Origin of the sequence: Tabrizicola sp. (assembly GCF_030694085.1) — a bacterium.
Lineage (GTDB): Bacteria > Pseudomonadota > Alphaproteobacteria > Rhodobacterales > Rhodobacteraceae > Tabrizicola.
The window spans coordinates 26,780-45,587 of record NZ_JAUXZE010000022.1 but is presented as its reverse complement, the minus strand read 5'-3'; the positions used below and the strand labels follow the sequence as shown (position 1 = coordinate 45,587).

15 protein-coding genes and 1 pseudogene are annotated in these 18,808 nt (G+C 62.8%); 2 read left to right on the top strand and 14 right to left on the bottom strand.

The window, feature by feature from the left end; genetic code table 11:
* Positions 1 to 146: 146 nt before the first annotated feature.
* Positions 147 to 1,355, top strand: a pseudogene (locus tag Q8M85_RS03415) (ISKra4 family transposase); the annotation flags it as partial.
* Between the two features lie 165 nt (positions 1,356 to 1,520).
* Here the strand turns inward: Q8M85_RS03415 and Q8M85_RS03410 are convergent.
* From Q8M85_RS03410 to Q8M85_RS03365, 10 genes are read right to left on the bottom strand one after another with little or no spacing between them, the layout of a single operon-like run.
* Positions 1,521 to 2,042, bottom strand: a complete 522-nt coding sequence (locus tag Q8M85_RS03410; protein ID WP_305540282.1) for a DUF2478 domain-containing protein — start codon at positions 2,040 to 2,042, stop codon at positions 1,521 to 1,523.
* An 11-nt stretch (positions 2,043 to 2,053) separates the two neighbouring features.
* On the bottom strand, positions 2,054 to 3,331 hold the full coding sequence (gene glp / locus Q8M85_RS03405) for a gephyrin-like molybdotransferase Glp (RefSeq protein WP_305540280.1): 1,278 nt from the start codon (positions 3,329 to 3,331) through the stop codon (positions 2,054 to 2,056).
* A complete protein-coding gene (locus Q8M85_RS03400; protein ID WP_305540277.1) occupies positions 3,328 to 3,945 on the bottom strand; it encodes a carbonic anhydrase in 618 nt (205 codons plus the stop codon). The genes glp and Q8M85_RS03400 overlap by 4 nt, the downstream gene beginning before the upstream one ends.
* Complete coding sequence (locus Q8M85_RS03395) at positions 3,935 to 4,510, bottom strand: hemerythrin domain-containing protein (RefSeq protein ID WP_305540274.1); 576 nt, start codon at positions 4,508 to 4,510, stop codon at positions 3,935 to 3,937. Before Q8M85_RS03395 ends, Q8M85_RS03400 begins: the two co-directional genes overlap by 11 nt.
* Before the next feature lie 20 nt (positions 4,511 to 4,530).
* A complete protein-coding gene (locus Q8M85_RS03390) occupies positions 4,531 to 5,325 on the bottom strand; it encodes a peptidylprolyl isomerase (protein ID WP_305540271.1) in 795 nt (264 codons plus the stop codon).
* Positions 5,326 to 5,330: 5 nt separating this feature from the next.
* A complete protein-coding gene (gene narI / locus Q8M85_RS03385; protein ID WP_305540268.1) occupies positions 5,331 to 6,116 on the bottom strand; it encodes a respiratory nitrate reductase subunit gamma in 786 nt (261 codons plus the stop codon).
* Between the two features lies 1 nt (position 6,117).
* Complete coding sequence (narJ, locus tag Q8M85_RS03380) at positions 6,118 to 6,819, bottom strand: nitrate reductase molybdenum cofactor assembly chaperone (protein WP_101754756.1); 702 nt, start codon at positions 6,817 to 6,819, stop codon at positions 6,118 to 6,120.
* Positions 6,819 to 8,345, bottom strand: a complete 1,527-nt coding sequence (narH, locus tag Q8M85_RS03375) for a nitrate reductase subunit beta (protein WP_305540264.1) — start codon at positions 8,343 to 8,345, stop codon at positions 6,819 to 6,821. The genes narJ and narH overlap by 1 nt, the downstream gene beginning before the upstream one ends.
* Entirely contained in the window at positions 8,342 to 12,088 is a 3,747-nt protein-coding gene (locus tag Q8M85_RS03370; RefSeq protein ID WP_305540261.1) for a nitrate reductase subunit alpha, read from the bottom strand. The genes narH and Q8M85_RS03370 overlap by 4 nt, the downstream gene beginning before the upstream one ends.
* 15 nt (positions 12,089 to 12,103) lie before the next feature.
* Positions 12,104 to 14,821, bottom strand: coding sequence for an MFS transporter (locus Q8M85_RS03365; protein WP_305540259.1), 2,718 nt, complete (start codon positions 14,819 to 14,821; stop codon positions 12,104 to 12,106).
* Between the two features lie 252 nt (positions 14,822 to 15,073).
* On the opposite strand from Q8M85_RS03365, the gene Q8M85_RS03360 reads away from it, so the two are divergent.
* A complete protein-coding gene (locus Q8M85_RS03360) occupies positions 15,074 to 15,772 on the top strand; it encodes a cyclic nucleotide-binding domain-containing protein (RefSeq protein ID WP_305540257.1) in 699 nt (232 codons plus the stop codon).
* Positions 15,773 to 15,775: 3 nt separating this feature from the next.
* On the opposite strand, the gene Q8M85_RS03355 is transcribed toward Q8M85_RS03360, so the two are convergent.
* From Q8M85_RS03355 to Q8M85_RS03340, 4 genes are read right to left on the bottom strand one after another with little or no spacing between them, the layout of a single operon-like run.
* Positions 15,776 to 16,426 carry an NnrU family protein gene (locus tag Q8M85_RS03355; RefSeq protein WP_305540255.1) on the bottom strand — a complete coding sequence of 217 codons (651 nt, stop codon included), beginning with the start codon at positions 16,424 to 16,426 and terminating at the stop codon, positions 15,776 to 15,778.
* A gap of 8 nt (positions 16,427 to 16,434) precedes the next feature.
* Positions 16,435 to 17,640, bottom strand: coding sequence for an NnrS family protein (locus Q8M85_RS03350; RefSeq protein WP_305540253.1), 1,206 nt, complete (start codon positions 17,638 to 17,640; stop codon positions 16,435 to 16,437).
* Complete coding sequence (locus Q8M85_RS03345; protein ID WP_305540251.1) at positions 17,637 to 18,323, bottom strand: 5-formyltetrahydrofolate cyclo-ligase; 687 nt, start codon at positions 18,321 to 18,323, stop codon at positions 17,637 to 17,639. Before Q8M85_RS03345 ends, Q8M85_RS03350 begins: the two co-directional genes overlap by 4 nt.
* Entirely contained in the window at positions 18,316 to 18,801 is a 486-nt protein-coding gene (locus Q8M85_RS03340; protein ID WP_305540249.1) for a hemerythrin domain-containing protein, read from the bottom strand. Before Q8M85_RS03340 ends, Q8M85_RS03345 begins: the two co-directional genes overlap by 8 nt.
* Positions 18,802 to 18,808 lie beyond the last annotated feature (7 nt).

Sequence of the window (18,808 nt, the reverse complement as noted above, 5' to 3'; positions counted from 1 at the left end):
CAAGCTGATGAATGCGCTTCTCCCCATTATCGAAGGTCGTTTCGATTGTAATCCGAACGTCCATGGCAGCCCCCCTCGCAAAGAACTCACCTTAGCACGGGCCACAACGACGACGACGACCCCCATGTTCTGTCCACTCCCAGGACTATTCGACCAGAACGGTCCAGACAGTTTACGGAGCTGTCACCATGGAAAGCCCGAGGCTATACCCCTGTCGCCGCTGCACGCCCGGCCTTGATTTCACAATCACCCCGGTCTCCGAGCTCTGTCCCGACCGTGCGACCGCTGAACTAATGACGCTGACAGCCAAGCTCGGTGCAGTTATGCCCTACCGGTCAGCGGCGGAAATTCTGGCCGATTTCCTGCCTGGGCAGACACCAACTCGGCACACGACCCTGCGACATCGCACGCTCGCAGTCGGCAAGCGACTGGAAGAAAAAGAAGAACAGCGCATGTTCTTTGAACAAGTTGATACGCAGGAGCGTCGTCAACGCGAGCTGCCGCTGCCTGGAGACCCAGAACGGGAATTTGTCCTTAGCATCGATACTGCTCACATCCCTCAGATACGCGGCCGTGAAACGCGAAGTTTCGAAGCAGTCATCTGCCACGCAAGCCGTGGCGGGGTCGGATCCGACCGAGGAGTTCTGTTCGCCTTTTCTGGCACATCGCGACGGAGAATAAGGGCGGAAGGGCTGCTTGCTCTCAAGCGCCTCGGCTACGAGGGCAAGGGCGATATCACCGTGATTTCTGACGGTGAGGACTGTTTGAAGCGCTTGAAATTCGCACTTCCGCAGCCGGCCAAGCACATCCTCGACTGGTTTCACATTGCCATGAAACTGCGCCCCGTCGAGCAGACTGCCGCTTGGTGGGCGCGACGACTGCCACCGGATGAGCAGGAGGAGTTTCAGGAGGACATAGCAGCGGTCAGATGGCGTCTTTGGAACGGTCAAACAGACAGGGCAATTGACCTGATCGGTCGACTGTTTCACGACCTGAAGGGAGATGAACAGGGCAGTGCCGCGATCGTCTCGCTACGCGGCGGCCTGTTGAGCTTGCGTACCTACATTGCGCAGAACCGAGGTTCGATCGCCAACTACGGCGCAAGATATCGCGAAGGGAAGCGCATCGCCTCTACGGCCGCTGAAGCGAGTGTCAACAATCTCGTGGCAAGGCGGATGGTCAAGAAACAGCAGATGCGTTGGTCAGAACGCGGGGCAAACCTGCTCCTGCAGGTTCGTGTTGCCCTTGCCAATGGCGATCTTGCGGAACGTCTCGCCTACCGGCCGCCTATTCAATCGAGGCAGACCACCATCTCCCCATTCGTGCCTTTACCGCTTTTTCAGCGTGCCGCATGACCCCAGGAAGTTGAACGGTCCCACGGTGTCCCATTGATTTTATTGAATTCGTCGTCTCATAATTAAGGGCTACGCGACAACGACCAGTTTTAGAATGGTGATCGACACTATGCCTAGATCATCGGCACGGCGATACGGCTCGTCACAAGCTGAAGGCAGCGATCATCACGCAGCTTCGATTGCTGGAGCGATTGCCTGCGACACCCAGGCCGCCAGCGCTTCGCAGTCTGGTGGCAGACGGGTGGCCAGCCCGCTGGTAAACTCTTCGAAGCCGGCCAGGTTCAAGCCATTCACGCCGACGATCACAGGCATGCCCAGTGCCAATGCCTCGGCGATCACCGCGCGAAAACCGCGTCCTTCGGCTTCATGTTTGCCGAATTTGTTCACGATAAGCACGTCCGCACCATCGGTGATGCTGGCTGCGACCAGCCCGACAGCCGTCTCCAGTGCAGCGGGGTCAAGCCTGCAACCGCGTGCAGAAGGGCCAAGATCCTGACTGATCCGCAGCGCCGGTCCATCGGGCAGCACTTTCACGTCCATGTCGCAGGGGCCCGAGTCTGCCCGCTCGGAATTGATCTGGACGGTTCCTCGACATCTGAGGCCACGTTCTGCGAGATCGCTGGCAAGCTTGTGGAGAATGAGGTCGGTATCACCCCGGCCGGGCGCCATCGTATAGGCAAGTTTCATCCTGGTAGTCCTCAGTTCGGGCAGAAGGGCTGGAATTCGACCAATGCCCCAGCGGGAAGAATTTCAGCATCAGCGGGTAGGTAGATAAGGCCAGACGCCATGGAGAGGCCCGCCACGCGAGAGGAATGCGTCTCAGGCTCAATGCCTACGACTTCACGTCCGTGCGGATCAAAACCGGTGAAATAGGCCGGGCGAAACTCGCAACGCCCTGGCTTGCGGAGGATATCCTGTGAGATCACTACATGCCTGCGTGCAACGCCGTGGCCAATCTCGCCTGTCATGCGCTTGACCAGAGCCTCGCCGAAGAGGTGCCAGGTGATGAAGGCAGAGAGCGGGTTGCCGGGAAGGCCAAGCCACTTGGCCCCCCGGACCTGCCCGAACGAGATCGGCTTGCCCGGCTTGATTGCGACACCACTGAAGATGATCTCAGCCCCCATAGCGGTAAGGGCTGGTTTCACATGGTCTTCTTCTCCAACCGAAATTCCGCCAGTCGTGATCAACAGGTCAGCCATCTCGGTCAGTTCGGCGATCTGCAGGAACAACCCATCCCGGCTGTCGAGACCCGTTTCGACGGCGACCAGCTCAATGTCCGGTCGCGTCAGGGCCGCGCGCAGCATCGGAGTGTTTACATCCCATATCTGCGCCGCTGACCGGTCGCCGCCCGCCTGCTGGATTTCATCGCCGGTCACCAGAAGTGCTACGCGCAGGCGTCTGCGGACGCGTACCTGCGATGCCCCGGCCGCGGCGCAAACCGCGATTTCGCGGGTGCCGAGGCGCCTCCCCTTTTGCAGGACAAGGGCACCTGCGGCCAACTCGCTTCCTGCGCGGCGGATGTTCAGGCCGGGCTTCGGCCGGTGGTCGATCCGGATCGTTGACCCGGTCCGGTGGACATCTTCCTGCATCACCACGGCATCCGCGCCAGCCGGGATCGGGGCACCGGTAAAAATGCGGCTGGCCTGCGAACCTGACAGTGGTGTTGCCGCCTGCCCTGCCGGAACACGCCCGGTGACCGGCAGATGCCACGGTCCTGGCCCCGACAGCGACGATGTCGCGACCGCATAGCCATCCATCGCGGCATTGTCGAATGGGGGGGTCATCTGAAGGGCAGCAACAGGGTCGGCAAGGATGCGGCCTAGTGCAAGCCCAGTCGCGAGCATCTCGGAACCGGTGATAGCCGTGGTCCCTGCATGGATAAGGGCCAGTGCATCATCGACGCTGAGCAGCGTTTTCAGCGTATCGCGTCGGTCGCAACCGCAGCCTTCTGGTGTAATGGGTTGCAGGATCGTCATTCAGCCTCCTCCTCTTTGAAATGGCCCGGTCCGATGGTGCAATCGAGATCGCGCAGGCGCCCGTCCTTCAGCCCGTAGATCAATCCGTGGACACGCACCTTTGCCCCGCGGGCCCAGGCCCGTTGCAGGATCGGCGTTTCGCAGACGCGGCGCACACCTTCGATCACGTTGAACTCCGCCAACCGGTCACGCCGCCCCTCAATGTCGGTTTCTCGGCCCAGATCGACGGCGTAGGCACGTGCCAGCCGGCGAATGGGTTCCAGCCAGTGATCGACAAGGCCATGTGGCAGGTCCTCGGTGGCGGCCTTGACCCCGCCGCAGCCGTAATGCCCGCAGACGATGATTTCGCGTACCTTCAACGCGTCGACCGCGAATTCCAGAGCCGACAGCAGGTTCATGTCGGACGAATGGACGATGTTCGCGACGTTGCGATGGACAAAGACCTCACCCGGATCGAGGCCCGCCACCACATTTGCGGGCACACGGCTGTCCGAACAGCCGATCCAGAAATACTCGGGCGCCTGCAGGGCTGCCAGACGGGTGAAGTAATCAGGTTCCTGGGCCTGCCTGCTTGCCGACCAATCCCGGTTCCGCTCCAATAGATCAGCCAGCATCAGACGCCTCCGTAAGAGGTTCCAGTCCTCGGCGCGACCGCATGTGCGAAGATAGCTCTTTCAAGTCTCGCCGCGTCAGACGGGCGCGGGCAATTGGCAGCAGGATTGCGTTTTCGGCTGCAAGGTGACGCCGCACATGGCCTGCAAACAGTGTAAACACCCGGCGGTCCTCAGTCGACAGCTCGGACCCGGTGTCGAGGCAGCGGGCAAGGGCAGCCCGAAGCTCTGGCAAAAGCCGGGCTGCTTCTTCGAGGTCTGTAGAGATGCGGGCAATCGCACGTCCAATTCCATCTTCAGCCGTGCAGCGGCGCGACAGCAGCGGAAACAGGTCTTCGGCGTCGTCCTGCATGTGGACGCTCAGCTCTTCATTAACGAACCGCAGCACGTTCCGGGCAGAAGGCGGATCAAAGGACAAGGAGGAGGCCAGGCTGTCGAGGAGGCTGCAAACCTGACGTTCGCGCAGGTGATCCTGACAGAGAAATTCGAGAGGCGTTGAAAGCAACGTGGCATCTGTCGGTGTTAGACCGTCGCCGCGACGTATCTGATGAGACTGCAGGACCTTCATGACCACTCCTTTCGCGCCGCTTAGATCGGCGCCAGACTTGCGCCCGTGATCTGCGCGTCTTTGGCCAGCCCTTCGATGAAGACGCGCGAGGCGCGGGCCCAGGCCGCTTTCTCCAGTGCCTGCGCGATCTTCGGGCGAACGGCCTCATAGGGAAGAACCTGCCCCGGAGCGATCGCGTTCAGCCGGATGATGTGCCAGCCGTGGCGCGACAGGATAGGCGCAAGTGTCGTCTGGCCATCAGACAAACCGCGCAGGGCAGCCTCGAACTCGGGCACGGTATCGCCGGGGCCAAGCTGGCCCAGATGGCCACCTTGCGCCTTGGATCCGCAATCGCTTTCGCGCGCGGCCAGGGCGAAGCCCTTGGCATCACCGCCCAGCCGCGCCAGCACGTCTTTGGCGCGGGCTTCGGCCATTGCGGTTTCCTCTGCGTCCCGCGGATCGCAGGCGCAGAGGATGTGCGACACATCCCAAAGGGGGGCGGACCGGAACCTGTCCGGGTCCTTGGCCCATTCGGCCTGCACCTCGGCATCCGTAACGGGTGCAATCGTCAGCGCCTCGTCCAGGAGGGCACGGATCAGCGCCTCATCCTCGGTTTCAACCCGGCCCGGGGAGAGTTCTTCGGGGTCGCCGGTCAGCCCACGTGCGCGGGCTTCCTGCAGCAACAGGGCACGGATCGCGAGGGCCTGCGCCGCCTTGCGCCAAGCGATTCCGGGCTTGTCCTTGGGCGCGCTGTGGTTCTGGGCCTCGGCAGCAATCGCCGCCGAGGGGATGGTTTCGCCGTTCACGACGACTTCAGGGAAAAGGGCCATGTTCATCGCGATCACTCCGCCGGTGTGGTGGCTTTGGGGCCGGATTTGCCTTGCCGGGCGTCATAGGCGCGGCGGCGTTCTTCCAGCGGGCGACGGCGGCGCGACCGCACGATCTGATAGCCGGGCCGCGTCAGAAGATAGCGGAAGGGCGCGGCGAAACCGGACCAGATATGAACCAGCCGGGTGAAGGGAAACAGCATGGTGATGATCAGGCCAAGGAAGATGTGCAGCTTGAACAGCCAGTGCACGTCGACCATGGTGACCCAGGCGTTCACGTTCCAGGTGACCACGCTTTGCGACCATTCCATGAAGCGGATCATCTCGGCGCCGTCCATGTGTTGCAGCGACTGGGTGATGGTCAGAAGGCCAATGGCCAGCTGCAGCCAGATCAGCAGCAGGATCAGGATGTCCAACGTGGTCGAGGTGGCGCGGATGCGCGGGTCGGTCAGGCGGCGGTGGATCAGCATCGTGCCGCCGATCAGCGCGGCAAGGCCCGCCGGCCCGCCGATCAGCACGGCCAGCCATTGCTTCAGCCCGTAGGGCACGCCAAGCGCATCCAGCACCCAGACCGGGGTGAAAAGACCGACAAGGTGGCCAAAGAACACCGTCAGGATGCCGACATGGAACAGGATCGAGCCCCAGATCAGTTGCTTCTTGCGCAAAAGCTGGCTGGAGGAGCTTTTCCAGGTGAAGGGGTCGCGTTCATAGCGCGCGATGGAGCCGACAAGGAACACGGTCAGCGCGACATAGGGCATGACCCCGAAGATGACGAAGTTGATGTCGAAATCGCCGAACATGTCATGCGCTCCTGTTCAGGGGGGTGGGGGCTGGCTTGTCCATGGTGGCCAGCATGTCGCGGACCTGCGGGCAGCCAGCGTTTGGGTCGGGCCCGAAGGTCACTTCGGTTTCCTCCCACACCGCATCCAGCGCGGTGAGATCGGTCGGATCGTCGTCGGCCTGCGCCAGCATTCCCGCCACGGCTTCGACATCGGCCTGTCCGCCTGCAAGCTGGGAAAGAGCGGCGAACGCGGCGTCATATCCGCTTTCGCGCCGGACCAGCCGGGTTGCGAGAGCGTCAAGGATATGCGCCGCGTCCGCCAAGGTTTCCTGCGCTTCGGCGAAGGGACGCGTCGACAGGAATTCCAGCAGCACCGGCAGGTGGTCGGGCAGTTCCGTGGTGGCAGGCTCAAAACCCGCCGCCCGGTAGGTTTCGATCAGGCTGACCATCGCACCGCCCCGGTCCCGGCTTTCGCCGTGGACATGTTCGAAGAGGTTCAATGACAGCGTGCGTGAGCGGTCGAACAGCATGACATAGCTTTCCTGCACGTCGAACAGGTCACCCTGTCCGAGGTTGCTGGTCAGCCGTTGCAGCGCGGCGCGGGTTGCAGGTGTCAGCCGGGGATCGGCGGCGAGGATGGCCCCGATTTCCGGCATAGCCTCCTGCAGTTCCGCCGTCGGATAGCTGAGGATCAGTGACAGTGCCTTGAGTGTGCGGTCCATCAGAATGACTCCAGCGGAAGGGCGAAGGACTTCTTCTTGCCGCCGAACAGGCTGGTCTTGCCGGTGTCGCCCGAGGAACAGCCGTTACCGTCGGTAAAGCCGCAGCCGCCACGAATGTCGGCGCCGGCTTCGTTCTGTTCGCGGTGCGCGGTGGGGATGGCGAAGCGGTCCTCGTAGTCGGCGATGGCCATGATCTTGTACATGTCCTCGATCATCCGGCCCGACATGCCGACGCGGGCCGCGATGCCTTCGTCCCGCACGCCGTCAACGGTCAGGGCCCGCATGTAGAGACGCATGGCCGACATCCGTTCCAGCGCGTGGACGATGGGTTCCTCATCCCCCGCCGTCAGCATGTTGGCCAGATATTGCACCGGGATGCGCAAGCTGCGCACGTCGGGCATCTGGTCGCTCATCGCGATCTGACCCGCTTGTGCTGCGTTCTGGATCGGCGACAGCGGCGGGATGTACCAGACCATCGGCAGGGTGCGGTATTCGGGATGCAGCGGGAAGGCGACCTTCCACTCCATCGCCATTTTCCAGATCGGGCTGATCTTGGCGGATTCGATCCAGTCCTCGGGGATGCCATCGCGGCGGGCGGCGGCGATCACCTCGGGGTCGTTCGGGTCAAGGAACACGTCCAGCTGCGCACCGTAGAGGTCGGTTTCGCGTTCCACACTTGCCGCCGCCGCGATCTTGTCGGCGTCATACAGGACCACGCCCAGATAGCGGATGCGGCCGACGCAGGTTTCGGAACAGACGGTGGGCTGGCCGGATTCAATCCGGGGATAGCAGAAGGTGCATTTCTCGGATTTTCCGGTGTCCCAGTTGTAATACACCTTCTTGTAGGGGCAGCCGGTGATGCACATCCGCCAGCCCCGGCATTTCTCCTGGTCGATCAGGACGATGCCGTCTTCCTCACGCTTGTAGATCGCGCCTGAGGGGCAAGAGGCAGAGCAGGTCGGGTTCAGGCAATGCTCGCACAGGCGCGGCAGATACATCATGAAGGTGTTTTCGTATTCACCGTAGATCTGCTTTTGGATGTTCTCGAAGTTGTAGTCGGCCGACCGCTTCGAGAATTCCCCCCCCAGGATTTCCTCCCAGTTCGGGCCCTTTTCGATCTTCTCCATCCGCTCGCCGGTGATCTTGGACCGGGGGCGCGCGGTGGGGAAGGCGTTCATGTCGGGCGCGGATTTCAGGTGGTCATAGTCGAAATCGAACGGCTCATAATAATCGTCGATTTCCGGCATGGACGGATTGGCAAAGATGTTCGCCATGATCCGCCACTTTGACCCCTGCTTGGGGTGCAGCTTGCCCGACTTCGACCGCGACCAGCCGCCATTCCAGCGCTTCTGGTTTTCCCAGTCGGTCGGATAACCGGTGCCGGGCTTCGTCTCGACGTTGTTGAACCAGGCGTATTCAACGCCTTCGCGGCTGGTCCAGACGTTCTTGCAGGTGACCGAGCAGGTGTGGCACCCGATGCATTTGTCGAGGTTCAGGACCTTGCCGATTTGCGCGCGAACTTTCATTCTGCGGCCTCCACATGCTTGGTTGCGGGCGTATCCAGCCAGTCAACTTTCTTCATCTTGCGAACGATCACGAATTCGTCGCGGTTGCTGCCGACGGTGCCGTAGTAGTTGAAACCATAGGACAGTTGCGCATAGCCGCCGATCATGTGCGTGGGCTTCAGCGTGGCGCGGGTGACCGAGTTGTGGATGCCGCCCCGGTTGCCGGTCTTTTCCGAACCGGGCGTATTCACGATCTTTTCCTGCGCGTGATACATGAAGAGCGTGCCCTGCTTGATCCGCTGGCTGACCACCACCCGCGCGGTCAAGGCACCGTTGATGTTGTAGGCCTCGACCCAGTCGTTATCGACCAGACCGGCCGTCTTGGCGTCCACCTCGGACATCCAGACAACTGGGCCACCCCGGTTCAGGGTCAGCATCAACAGGTTGTCAGTGTAGGTGCTGTGGATGCCCCATTTCTGGTGCGGTGTGATGAAGTTCAGCACGACATGCGGGTTGCCCTCGGCTGCGTCGTTGTTGACGGCCTTGGTGATGGTCTTCAGGTCCACCGGCGGGCGGTAGCTGACGAAACCTTCGCCAAAGGCCCGCATCCAGAGGTGATCCTGATAAAGCTGCTGGCGGCCGGTCAGCGTCCGCCACGGGATCAGCTCATGCACGTTAGTGTAGCCGGCGTTGTAGCAGACCGTCTCGGATTCGATCCCCGACCAGGTGGGACTGGAAATGATCTTGCGCGGTTGCGCCGCGATATCGCGGAAGCGGATCTTGGTGTGGTGCGCACCTTCGGCCAGGTGGGCGTGGTGGCGACCGGTGGGTTTCTCCAGTTCCTCCCACGCCTTGACGGCCACTTCGCCGTTGGTTTCGGGGGCGAGCATCAGGATCATTTCCGCCGCGTTGATCGCGGTTTCCAGCTTGGCCAGGCCCTGCGACACGCCTTCGTCCTGCACGACCCCGTTCAGGTCGCGCAGATGGCCGACCTCGACCTTGGTATCCCAGTTGATCCCCTTGCCGCCGTTGCCGAGCTTTTCAAGCAAGGGACCGACCGAGGTGAACTTCTTGTAAAGATTGGGATAGTCCCGTTCGACCGCGATATAGTTCGGGGCGGTCTTGCCGGGGATCAGGTCACATTCGCCCTTCTTCCAGTCCTTCACATGGGCCTGTGCCAACTCGCCGGGGGTGTCGTGCAGCAGGGGAAGCTGAACGATGTCGGTCTCGACCCCAAGCACCTCTGGGGCGACTTCGCTGAACTTCTTCGCGATCGACTTGAAGATTTCCCAATCCGACTTCGACTCATACGCGGGGTCCACCGCCGCCTGCAGCGGGTGGATGAAGGGGTGCATGTCCGAGGTGTTCAGGTCGTCCTTTTCGTACCAGCTGGCGGTGGGCAGCACGATGTCAGAGTAGACGCAGGTGGTGGACATCCGGAAGTCGATGGTCACCAGAAGGTCAAGTTTCCCTTTGGGCGCGTCCTTGTGCCAGACGGCCTCCTTCGGCATCACGCCGCCTTCTTCGCCAAGGTCCTTGCCCATCACGCCGTGATCGGTGCCCAGAAGGTGCTTGAGGAAGTATTCGTGGCCCTTGCCGGATGATCCCAGAAGGTTCGAGCGCCATACAAAGAGGTTGCGCGGCCAGTTTTCCGGGGCGTCCGGATCTTCGCAGGACATCTGCAAGGCGCCGGACTTCAGCTGTTCGGCCACATAGGCCGGAATGGCCTTGCCTGCGGCCTTGGCGGCTTTCGACACCTCCAGCGGGTTGGTTTTCAGCTGCGGGGCAGACGGCAGCCAGCCCATCCGTTCCGCCCGGATGTTGTAGTCGATGAGGGAAATGTCCCAATCGCCCTTTGGCGCGGTCGGCGACAGGATCTCGCCCGCGCGCAGCGTCTCATAACGCCACTGGTCGGTATGGGCATACCAGCACGAGGTGGAGTTCATGTGCCGGGGCGGGCGGTTCCAGTCCAGCGCGAAGGCCAGAGGCGCCCAGCCGGTCTGCGGGCGGAGTTTCTCCTGCCCCACATAATGCGACCAGCCGCCGCCTTCCTGACCGATGCAACCGCACATCACCAGCATGTTGATGATGCCGCGGTAGTTCATGTCCATGTGGTACCAGTGGTTCAGACCGGCCCCAAGGATGACCATGCTCTTGCCATGGGTCTTTTCGGCATTGCCCGCGAATTCCCGCGCCACAGCGATGATCTTTTCCCGTGCGACGCCGGTGATCTTCTCGGCCCAGGCTGGGGTATAGGGGCTGTCGTCGTTGAAGTCCTTCGACACCCACTTGCCGCCAAGACCCCGGTCCAGCCCGTAGTTGGCGCAGAAGAGGTCGAACACCGTGGCGACCAGTGCCTGTGACCCGTCAGCAAGGGTTACACGCCGCGCCGGAATGTTGCGGGTCAGCACTTCGGGGTGATCGCATTTGACGAAGTCGCCCGTGGCGACACCACCGAAATAAGGGAAGTCGACGCCCACAACCTCGTCGTGATGTTCGTCAAGTATCTGGCTTAGCCGCAGGTTTGCTTCGGCCCCCTTGGCGCGCTGCTCAAGGTTCCATTTACCCTCTTCGCCCCAGCGGAAACCGATGGAGCCGTTGGGGGCAACGATCTGGCCCGAAGCCTCGTCATAGGCGACGGTCTTCCAGTCGGGGTTGTTGGTTTCGCCCAGACCTCCGGCAAAATCCTCGGCGCGCAGCATGCGTCCGGGGACAAGGTGGCCATCGCGGTCTTCCAGCCGGACCAGCATCGGCATGTCGGTGTATTTGCGGGCGTAGTCCTCGAAATACTCGGCCTGCCGGTCAAGGTGGTATTCGCGCAGGATCACATGGCCCATTGCCATCGCCAGCGCAGCATCGGTGCCGGCCTGCGGGTTCAGCCAGATGTCGCCGAACTTGGCGGCCTCGGAATAGTCGGGGCTGACCACGGCGGATTTGGTCCCGCGATAACGCACCTCGGTATAGAAATGCGCGTCGGGGGTGCGGGTCTGGGGCACGTTCGAGCCCCATAGCATCAGGAAGCCCGCGTTATACCAGTCGGCCGATTCCGGCACGTCGGTCTGTTCGCCCCAGGTCTGGGGGGAGGCAGGCGGCAGGTCGCAATACCAGTCGTAGAACGACATGCAGGTGCCGCCCAGCAGCGACAGGTAGCGCGAGCCGGCGGCGTAGCTGACCATCGACATGGCGGGGATCGGCGAGAAGCCGAAGACGCGGTCAGGGCCATGGGTCTTGGCGGTATAGGCGTTGGCGGCGGCGATGATCTCGGTCGCTTCGTCCCAGGTGGCGCGCACGAAGCCGCCCTTGCCGCGCGTCTTGGTGTAGCTTGCGCGCAGGGCGGGATCGTTCTGGATCGCGGCCCAGGCGGCGACCGGCGTCATCGAGGGACGCATCTTGCGCCAGGCGCGCATCAGGGCGCCGCGGATCAGCGGGTTTTTCACCCGGTTGGCAGAATAGAGATACCAGCTGTAGGAGGCACCCCGCGCGCAGCCGCGCGGTTCATGGTTGGGCAGGCCCGCCCGGGTGCGCGGATAGTCGGTCTGCTGGGTTTCCCAGGTCACGATGCCGGACTTGACGTAGATCTTCCACGAACAGGACCCGGTGCAGTTCACCCCGTGGGTCGAGCGCACGATCTTGTCGTGCCGCCAGCGGTTTCTGTACGTGTCTTCCCAGTCCCGGTTCTCGCGCGTGGTCTGGCCCCAGCCGTCCGAGAATTGCTCAAGCTCTTTGCTTTGGAAGAAGTTCAGTCTGTCGAGCAGGTGGCTCATTTGGGCTTCCTTTCGTTATTCTGCGGGGTGGGCGGCGGTGATGGCACGGCCGCGCTCGATGTCATGGAGAAGCCCGCCGGGGCGCGTGTAGGCGACCCAGGTGATGGCAAGGCAGATCACGTAGAAGGCGAGGAACAGCCACAGCGCGCCGATCGGGCTGCCGGTCATGGCGATGGACGAGCCATAGGCCTTGGGGATGAAGAACCCGCCGTAGGCCCCGATGGCGCTGGTGAAGGCGACGATGCCGCTGGATTCCATCGCGATCTGACGGGCACGGTCCATGCCGGTCAGTTGCGGCATCAGGCGGGGTACTTCCTTGCCCATGATGACCGGGATCATCTGGAAGGTCGACGCGTTGCCGACCCCGGTGAATAAGAAGAGCGCCATGAACCCGGCGAAGAACCCGGCAAAGCTGCCCGCCTGCAAGGACAGGATCACAGCCAGCACGGATGCGATCATGCCCAGGAACACCCAGAACGTGACCCGACCGCCGCCAAACTTGTCCGATACCCAACCCGTGCCGGCACGCGACAGTGCGCCAACCAGTGGGCCCAGGAAGACGTATTGCAGCGCGTTCACATCCGGGAAGGCGATCTTCGACAGCAAGGGGAAGCCTGCCGAATAGCCGATGAAGCTGCCGAAAGTGCCGATGTAGAGGACACACATCAGCCAGTTGTGGGTGCGCCCGAAGATCACCGACTGCTGGGCAAAGCTGGCCTTGGCATCAGCGATGTCGTTCATTCCCAGCCATGCGGCCACGGTGGAGATCAGGATGAACGGCACCCAGATGAAGCCTGCGTTCTGCAGCCACAGCTCGCCCCCTTCAGCCATCGTCTGCGGTGCCCCGCCCATGGCGCCGAAGACGCCCACGGTAATGACCAGTGGCACCAGGAACTGCATGACGCTGACGCCAAGGTTGCCAAGCCCTGCGTTCAGTGCCAGCGCGTTGCCTTTCTCGGCCTTCGGGAAGAAGTATCCGATGTTGGCCATGGAAGAAGCGAAGTTGGCTCCGCCAAGGCCGCAGAGCAGCGCCAGCACCAGGAAGATGAAGTAAGGGGTTTCCGGGTTCTGCACGGCATAGCCGATGCCGATGGCGGGCAGCATCAGCGACGCGGTGGACAGCGTTGTCCAAAGCCTGCCGCCAAAGATTGGCACCATGAAGCCGTAGAAGATCCGCAGCGTGGCGCCCGACAGCGCGGGCAAGGCAGCCAGCCAGAACAGCTGTTCGGGGGTGAAGGCAAAGCCGATCAGCGGAAGCTTGGCCACCACCATCGACCACACCATCCAGACCGAGAAGGCCAGAAGCAGCGCCGGGATCGAGAGCCACAGGTTGCGGCGTGCGACCGCCCTGCCCTTTTCGGCCCAGAAGGTTGGGTCCTCTGGATGCCAGTCCTCCAGCACGCGCGGCATGGTGGTGCGTTCCGGGTGGTGGATGGCCTGCATCTCCGGGAGTTGCGGCAGACGGTCCAGCGCCTCGCCATGGGCGGCACGCTCCATCGCGCGGATTGACAGGTGCATCCAGGTGAGCGCGATGGCGACCAGCACGAAGAGCAGCGCAAAGCACGAGGTGTAGATGCCGGTGAGGTCAAGCAGCGCGCCGAAGGCGATCGGCAGGACAAAGCCGCCGAGGCCGCCGATCATGCCCACAAGGCCCCCGACCGCGCCCACATGGTTAGGGTAGTAGACCGGGATGTGCTTGAACACCGCCGCCTTGCCAAGGCTCATGAAGAAGCCAAGGGCAAACAGCGTTGCGATGAAGGGCCACAACCCCATGCTGGTCGAAAAGGCGATGGTGCCGTCCTTGCCCTGAATGACGTAATCCGTGGGCGGATAGGACAGCATGAAGAGGAACAACATCGAAAAGCCGAAGGTCCAGTACATGACCGACCGCGCGCCGAACTTGTCCGAAAGGTGCCCGCCATAGGCGCGGAACAGCGAGGCGGAAAGGCTGAAGGACGCCGCCGCCATGCCCGCCGTGCGGACGTCAACCTTGTAGACGTCGATCAGGTAGTGCGGCAGCCACAGCGCCAGTGCCACGAAGGCACCGAAGACGAAGAAGTAGTAGAGCGAGAAGCGCCAGACCTGCAGGTTCTTAAGGGGCGCGAACTGCTGTGCAAAGCCGGGTGCCTTGGCCCCCGTCCTGCGACGCTCCACCAGCGCCGGGTCGTCCTTGGCAAAGACGAAGAAGATCACGCCCATCAGGGCAAGCGCCGCCGCCCAGACATTCGCCACGCCTTGCCAGCCATAGGCCACCATCACGAAGGGGGCGACGAACTTGGTTACCGCCGCACCGATGTTGCCTGCGCCAAAGATCCCCAGGGCCGTGCCTTGATGGCCCGCATCATACCAGCGGCTGACATAGGCCACGCCGATGATGAAGGACCCGCCCGCAAGGCCCACGCCCAGAGCCGCAACCAGATACATGATGTAGGTATCGGCAAAGGTCAGCGCCCATGTTGCCAGCGCGGCCAGGATCATCTGGCCGGAAAAGACCAGCCGTCCGCCATACTTCTCGGTCCAGACGCCCAGAAAGATCCGGGTCAGCGACCCAGTCAGGATCGGGGTTGCTACCAACAGGCCGAACTGGGTGTCGTTTAGACCCAGCTCGCCCTTGATGGCGACACCGATGATGGAAAAAATCGTCCAGACCGCGAAACAGGCGGTGAAGGCGATCGTGCTCAGGCTCAGGGCGCGCGTCTGGTCGGCGCGTGAGACTGTGGCGTGCGGCTGCATGGCAGGGGTCTCCGGCAAGAATTGCTTGGTCCCCGGAAAGGGGATCGCAAGCAGACGTGCCTGCCCGAGAGGGTCAAAAGACTTGATCTAGATCATGCGAGGACAATTTCTAAATCAAATAAATAGGTTAAAGAATTTTGTTTCCCCGTAAGCACTGGCGCATCAAGTCATGTCCAGCGCTGATCAATTACAGCATTGACAAAAATCAAGTGATCCGGTGATCTGGCTTTTAACTGATGCGGAGCGCACGACATGCCCGAGGCTCATTATCCAGAGATTCGAGCACTCAACCTGTTTGCCGAAATGGCGGAGGCGAATTTCCTGTCGCTGATGCGCGGTGCCTATGTGCAGAATTTCCCACCGCAGATCGAATTGATCGGCGAAGGCGAGCCCAGCGATTTTCTGCACGTTGTCCTGTCCGGCTCGGTCGATCTGTTCTCGACGTGGAACGGCCGTGAAACCAGCCTTGCGACCGTGAGGCCCGTTTCGACCTTCATCCTGGCGGCAACGATCAAGAACGCACCCTATCTGATGTCGGCCAGAACGCTGGAGAAAAGCCGAATCGTCCTGATCCCCAGCCAGGACGTGCGTGCGATCTTTGATACGGACGGCAGTTTCGCCCGGGCGATCGTGACGGAGCTGGCGCAGTGTTACCGCTCGGTCATCAAGGCACAGAAGGACCTGAAGCTTCGAACCTCGCTGGAACGGCTGGCGAACTATCTTTTGCGCCAGCAGAAACGAGCCGGTGGAGGCCCCGTGGTCGAGCTTGATTTCGAAAAGCGCCGCCTCGCCTCTGTCTTGGGCATGACGCCCGAGAATCTGAGCCGCGCCTTCAAGGGCCTGCAACCGTACGGCGTTACGGTCGAGGGCACACGCATCGTGATTGGCGATCAGGCCGATCTGGAGAGGTTCGCAAGACCCAACCCCTGGATCGACGACCATTCGACCTGAGGGTCACGGTAAGGGGCTGACCCCGAAGAGCAACGGGTGCGCGGCGATCAGCAGCAGGTAAAGGGCCAAACCCGCCGCAAGCCGCGGCAGCGGCAACGGCAGGGGCGCCGCGCCTTTGACCTTTGCGGCCAAAGCGTCCCAATCCTTGCCAATCTCGCGCCGCTTGCGGCGGTCGATCAAGCGTTGTCCAAGGAGAGCGAAACCGGCGAAGGTGCCGAACAGGATGACATGCGCAAGGTCTCCGTTCGGCACGAGATGAGCTCCTGCCCACAGCGCCAGGGCAAGAAGCAGCGGATGGCGGAACAACCGCACGATCCCCGGACGGGCCGGGTCGAACGTCTCATTCCGCGTGCCGCCGAAGGAAAACGGATTGGGCCGCGCTATGGCCAGTGACAGGATCAGGCAGACCAGCAGCATGACGACCAGCGGGACAAGAGGCTGCCAGGGGGCCCAGGTCCACAGCGGCACAAAAGGCGCCCGACCAGCGGCGGCGATCAGCCAGCCCAGCATGGCAATGGAAAGTGCCGAATAGACCAGCGTGAAACCGCGCCGGCCGAGGGCCCGCTGCAGGTGCGGGCGCACGGCCGGTCGCAGCGGTATCGAGTGGGTCAGGAAGAACGCCGCAAAGGCAGCCGTGAATTCCAGCCAATCCATGGCGTTCCTCAGATGCGCTTTGCAGCCGGCAGGCGCAGCAGCAGACGGCCATAGAGCACGGCAAATCCCGCGAAGGACAGGATCCACGCCGCCCCGGCAACCATGTGCAGGACCGGCGCCTGGTCAGGCCAGATCCCTGCGGCGAACCGGGCCAGCACCGCCACGACCAGCGCCGCATAGACAAGGACTGTACCGGGCCCGGCGGTCAGGGTCTGTCCGGTGTGGCCAAGCGTGGCCCGGGTCATCACGGCCAGCGTCATCAGTCCAGCCGCACCGCCCATCCAAAGGTGCTGCGCTGCCGCCATGCCGATCAGGCCGGGGGCAAGGATCTCTGCACCCAATGCCAGGGCGCCGAGCGGCAGGAAAGCATAGCCAAGGTGCAAGACCGCGACCAAGGGTTCGGCCAGCGTCCGGTCCCCAGCCCAGCGCGCCAACCGGACGGCGTGCAGCGTCCCCGCCGTCAGCAGCAGCGCGCCGGTCACCAGGTGATCTGGCAAGACGACCCAGGCCAGAAGAGCGGTCAGCAGGGTCAGAAGTGCTGCCTTGTCGAACCTTTGCATCGGCGGCACGGGCAACCGCCCCGGCCCGCGCTTGACCAGCCAGTTGCGCGTGAAGGACGGAACGATCCGCCCCCCGATCACCGCAATCATCATGACCATCGCGCCAAGCCCGATCTTCAGACCGTAGCCTTGCGCGGCATAGTCTCCACGCGCGGCCTCGAGATGGAAGATGCCGTTGCCAAGGGTCAGCACGCCCAACATTGCCAGCACGATCAGGTTGCGCCAGTTCCTGCCCGCCACGATCTCGCGCCCGATCACGGCGGCAAGCGCGACCGGCATCGCAAGGTCGGCCAGCGCCACGGCAATGGGCGGCAGGTAAAGCGATGCCGCAACCGCCAACCGCCCGATCAGCCACAGCGCGAACAGGGCACCGAGCGGCCAGCCGACTATCGGCAACCTGCCGGTCCAGTTCGGAACCGCTGTCAGCAAGAACCCCGCGATGACGGCAGCCACATAACCGAACAGAAATTCGTGCGCATGCCAGGACACCGGGTCAAATGCGGTCGGCAGGGTCAGACGCCCCGACAGCATCGGCACCCACAGGGTCATCGCCAGGGCGGCCCAGACGCCAGCGCCGAAGAAGAAGGGGCGAAACCCGTAGGTCAGGAGGGCCGGCCCACGCCAGGCGCGCATCTGTTCGGCGGAACTTGTCATGGATCCTCGCGCTGAAACTGGACGCCAGCCTCGGTCAGGATGACATCCAGCGGAATGTCGTGAGGCTGGGGAAAGATGGTGGACATCTGCGCCGCCTGCAATCCGATCCCGATGGTAAATGGTCGTGGCGCCAGCGTGGCCAGAGTGCGGTCGAAATACCCGCCGCCATAGCCCAGCCGGAACCCGGCGCTGTCCCAGCCGACGACGGGTGCCAGCGCCACATCGGGTGCAAGTCGGTCAGCCTCGGGTGGGGGCACGGGTATGTTCCAGTGCCCCCGGATCATGTGCAACCCGGGATGCCAGCGACGAAAGACCAGCGGGCTGGCCCGCACTTCCACCACCGGCAGCGCGATGATGACGCCTGCCTCGAGCAGTTCGGCCATCAGTCCGCGCAGATCGGGTTCACCCTTGATCGGCCAGTAGGCAGACAGGACCATCCCCGCCGCGCCGTCGAACCTGTCCGACAGGACCTGCCGAAGCTGCTGCGCCAATGCGGCACCTGCGGCCTGCCGGTCAACCACCGAAAGCGCGTCCCGTTCAGCCCGCAGGCGGATTCGTTCGGCCCGTCGCCAGCGCGCCACGTCGCGGGCCTGTTCGGGGTCGGTTGTCAGCGGGTCAAAGTAATCGGGCGCGATCTCGGCAGCCAGACAGGGTGGCGAGGCATAGCGGTCCGGATCAGGCATCGGCACGCCCGGCGGGTTCGAACTGCGGAAACAGCACCTCGTTTTCCAGCCGCATATGTTCGGTCAGGTCGTCGATGAAGTCGGCCAGACCTTCATAGAGCCGCGTCCAGGTGCCGCAGGCCCCGTCAGGCAGGGTCAGGTTGCCAGTCCGGCGCCGGATCTCGGCCACTTCGCGGTCATGCCCGGCGTGATCCGCCCGCATCACCGCAATCGGCGCCTCGATTCCCGGCATCCCGCCGCGGCGGATGGCGGGAAAGAGGATCAGCTCCTCTTTCTTCATGTGGATTTCCATCTCGCCAATCATCTGCTGCAGAAGTACCGAGAGGCCATCTGGCACACCGTCATCGCCGAAATGCACATCCTCGACCCGCTCGGCCATGGCAGCCAGCATCGGCAACTGCTCGCGGTGGCGCGCGTGATAGCGGGTCTCGATATGATGGGTCAGCGCTGCGGCGTCGTGGATCGGGACGTTTGTCATCGGGATG

Bases quoted from the DNA above. Each gene is read 5' to 3' on its own strand.
- narH (WP_305540264.1), bottom strand. From the start codon at position 8,345: ATGAAAGTTCGCGCGCAAATCGGCAAGGTCCTGAACCTCGACAAATGC.
- Q8M85_RS03345 (WP_305540251.1), bottom strand. From the start codon at position 18,323: ATGCCTGATCCGGACCGCTATGCCTCGCCACCCTGTCTGGCTGCCGAG.
- Q8M85_RS03340 (WP_305540249.1), bottom strand. From the start codon at position 18,801: ATGACAAACGTCCCGATCCACGACGCCGCAGCGCTGACCCATCATATC.
- Q8M85_RS03400 (WP_305540277.1), bottom strand. From the start codon at position 3,945: ATGCTGGCTGATCTATTGGAGCGGAACCGGGATTGGTCGGCAAGCAGG.
- glp (WP_305540280.1), bottom strand. From the start codon at position 3,331: ATGACGATCCTGCAACCCATTACACCAGAAGGCTGCGGTTGCGACCGA.
- Q8M85_RS03350 (WP_305540253.1), bottom strand. From the start codon at position 17,640: ATGACAAGTTCCGCCGAACAGATGCGCGCCTGGCGTGGGCCGGCCCTC.
- Q8M85_RS03360 (WP_305540257.1), top strand. From the start codon at position 15,074: ATGCCCGAGGCTCATTATCCAGAGATTCGAGCACTCAACCTGTTTGCC.
- Q8M85_RS03355 (WP_305540255.1), bottom strand. From the start codon at position 16,426: ATGGATTGGCTGGAATTCACGGCTGCCTTTGCGGCGTTCTTCCTGACC.
- narJ (WP_101754756.1), bottom strand. From the start codon at position 6,819: ATGGACCGCACACTCAAGGCACTGTCACTGATCCTCAGCTATCCGACG.
- Q8M85_RS03390 (WP_305540271.1), bottom strand. From the start codon at position 5,325: ATGAACATGGCCCTTTTCCCTGAAGTCGTCGTGAACGGCGAAACCATC.
- Q8M85_RS03395 (WP_305540274.1), bottom strand. From the start codon at position 4,510: ATGAAGGTCCTGCAGTCTCATCAGATACGTCGCGGCGACGGTCTAACA.
- narI (WP_305540268.1), bottom strand. From the start codon at position 6,116: ATGTTCGGCGATTTCGACATCAACTTCGTCATCTTCGGGGTCATGCCC.
- Q8M85_RS03410 (WP_305540282.1), bottom strand. From the start codon at position 2,042: ATGAAACTTGCCTATACGATGGCGCCCGGCCGGGGTGATACCGACCTC.
- Q8M85_RS03365 (WP_305540259.1), bottom strand. From the start codon at position 14,821: ATGCAGCCGCACGCCACAGTCTCACGCGCCGACCAGACGCGCGCCCTG.
- Q8M85_RS03370 (WP_305540261.1), bottom strand. From the start codon at position 12,088: ATGAGCCACCTGCTCGACAGACTGAACTTCTTCCAAAGCAAAGAGCTT.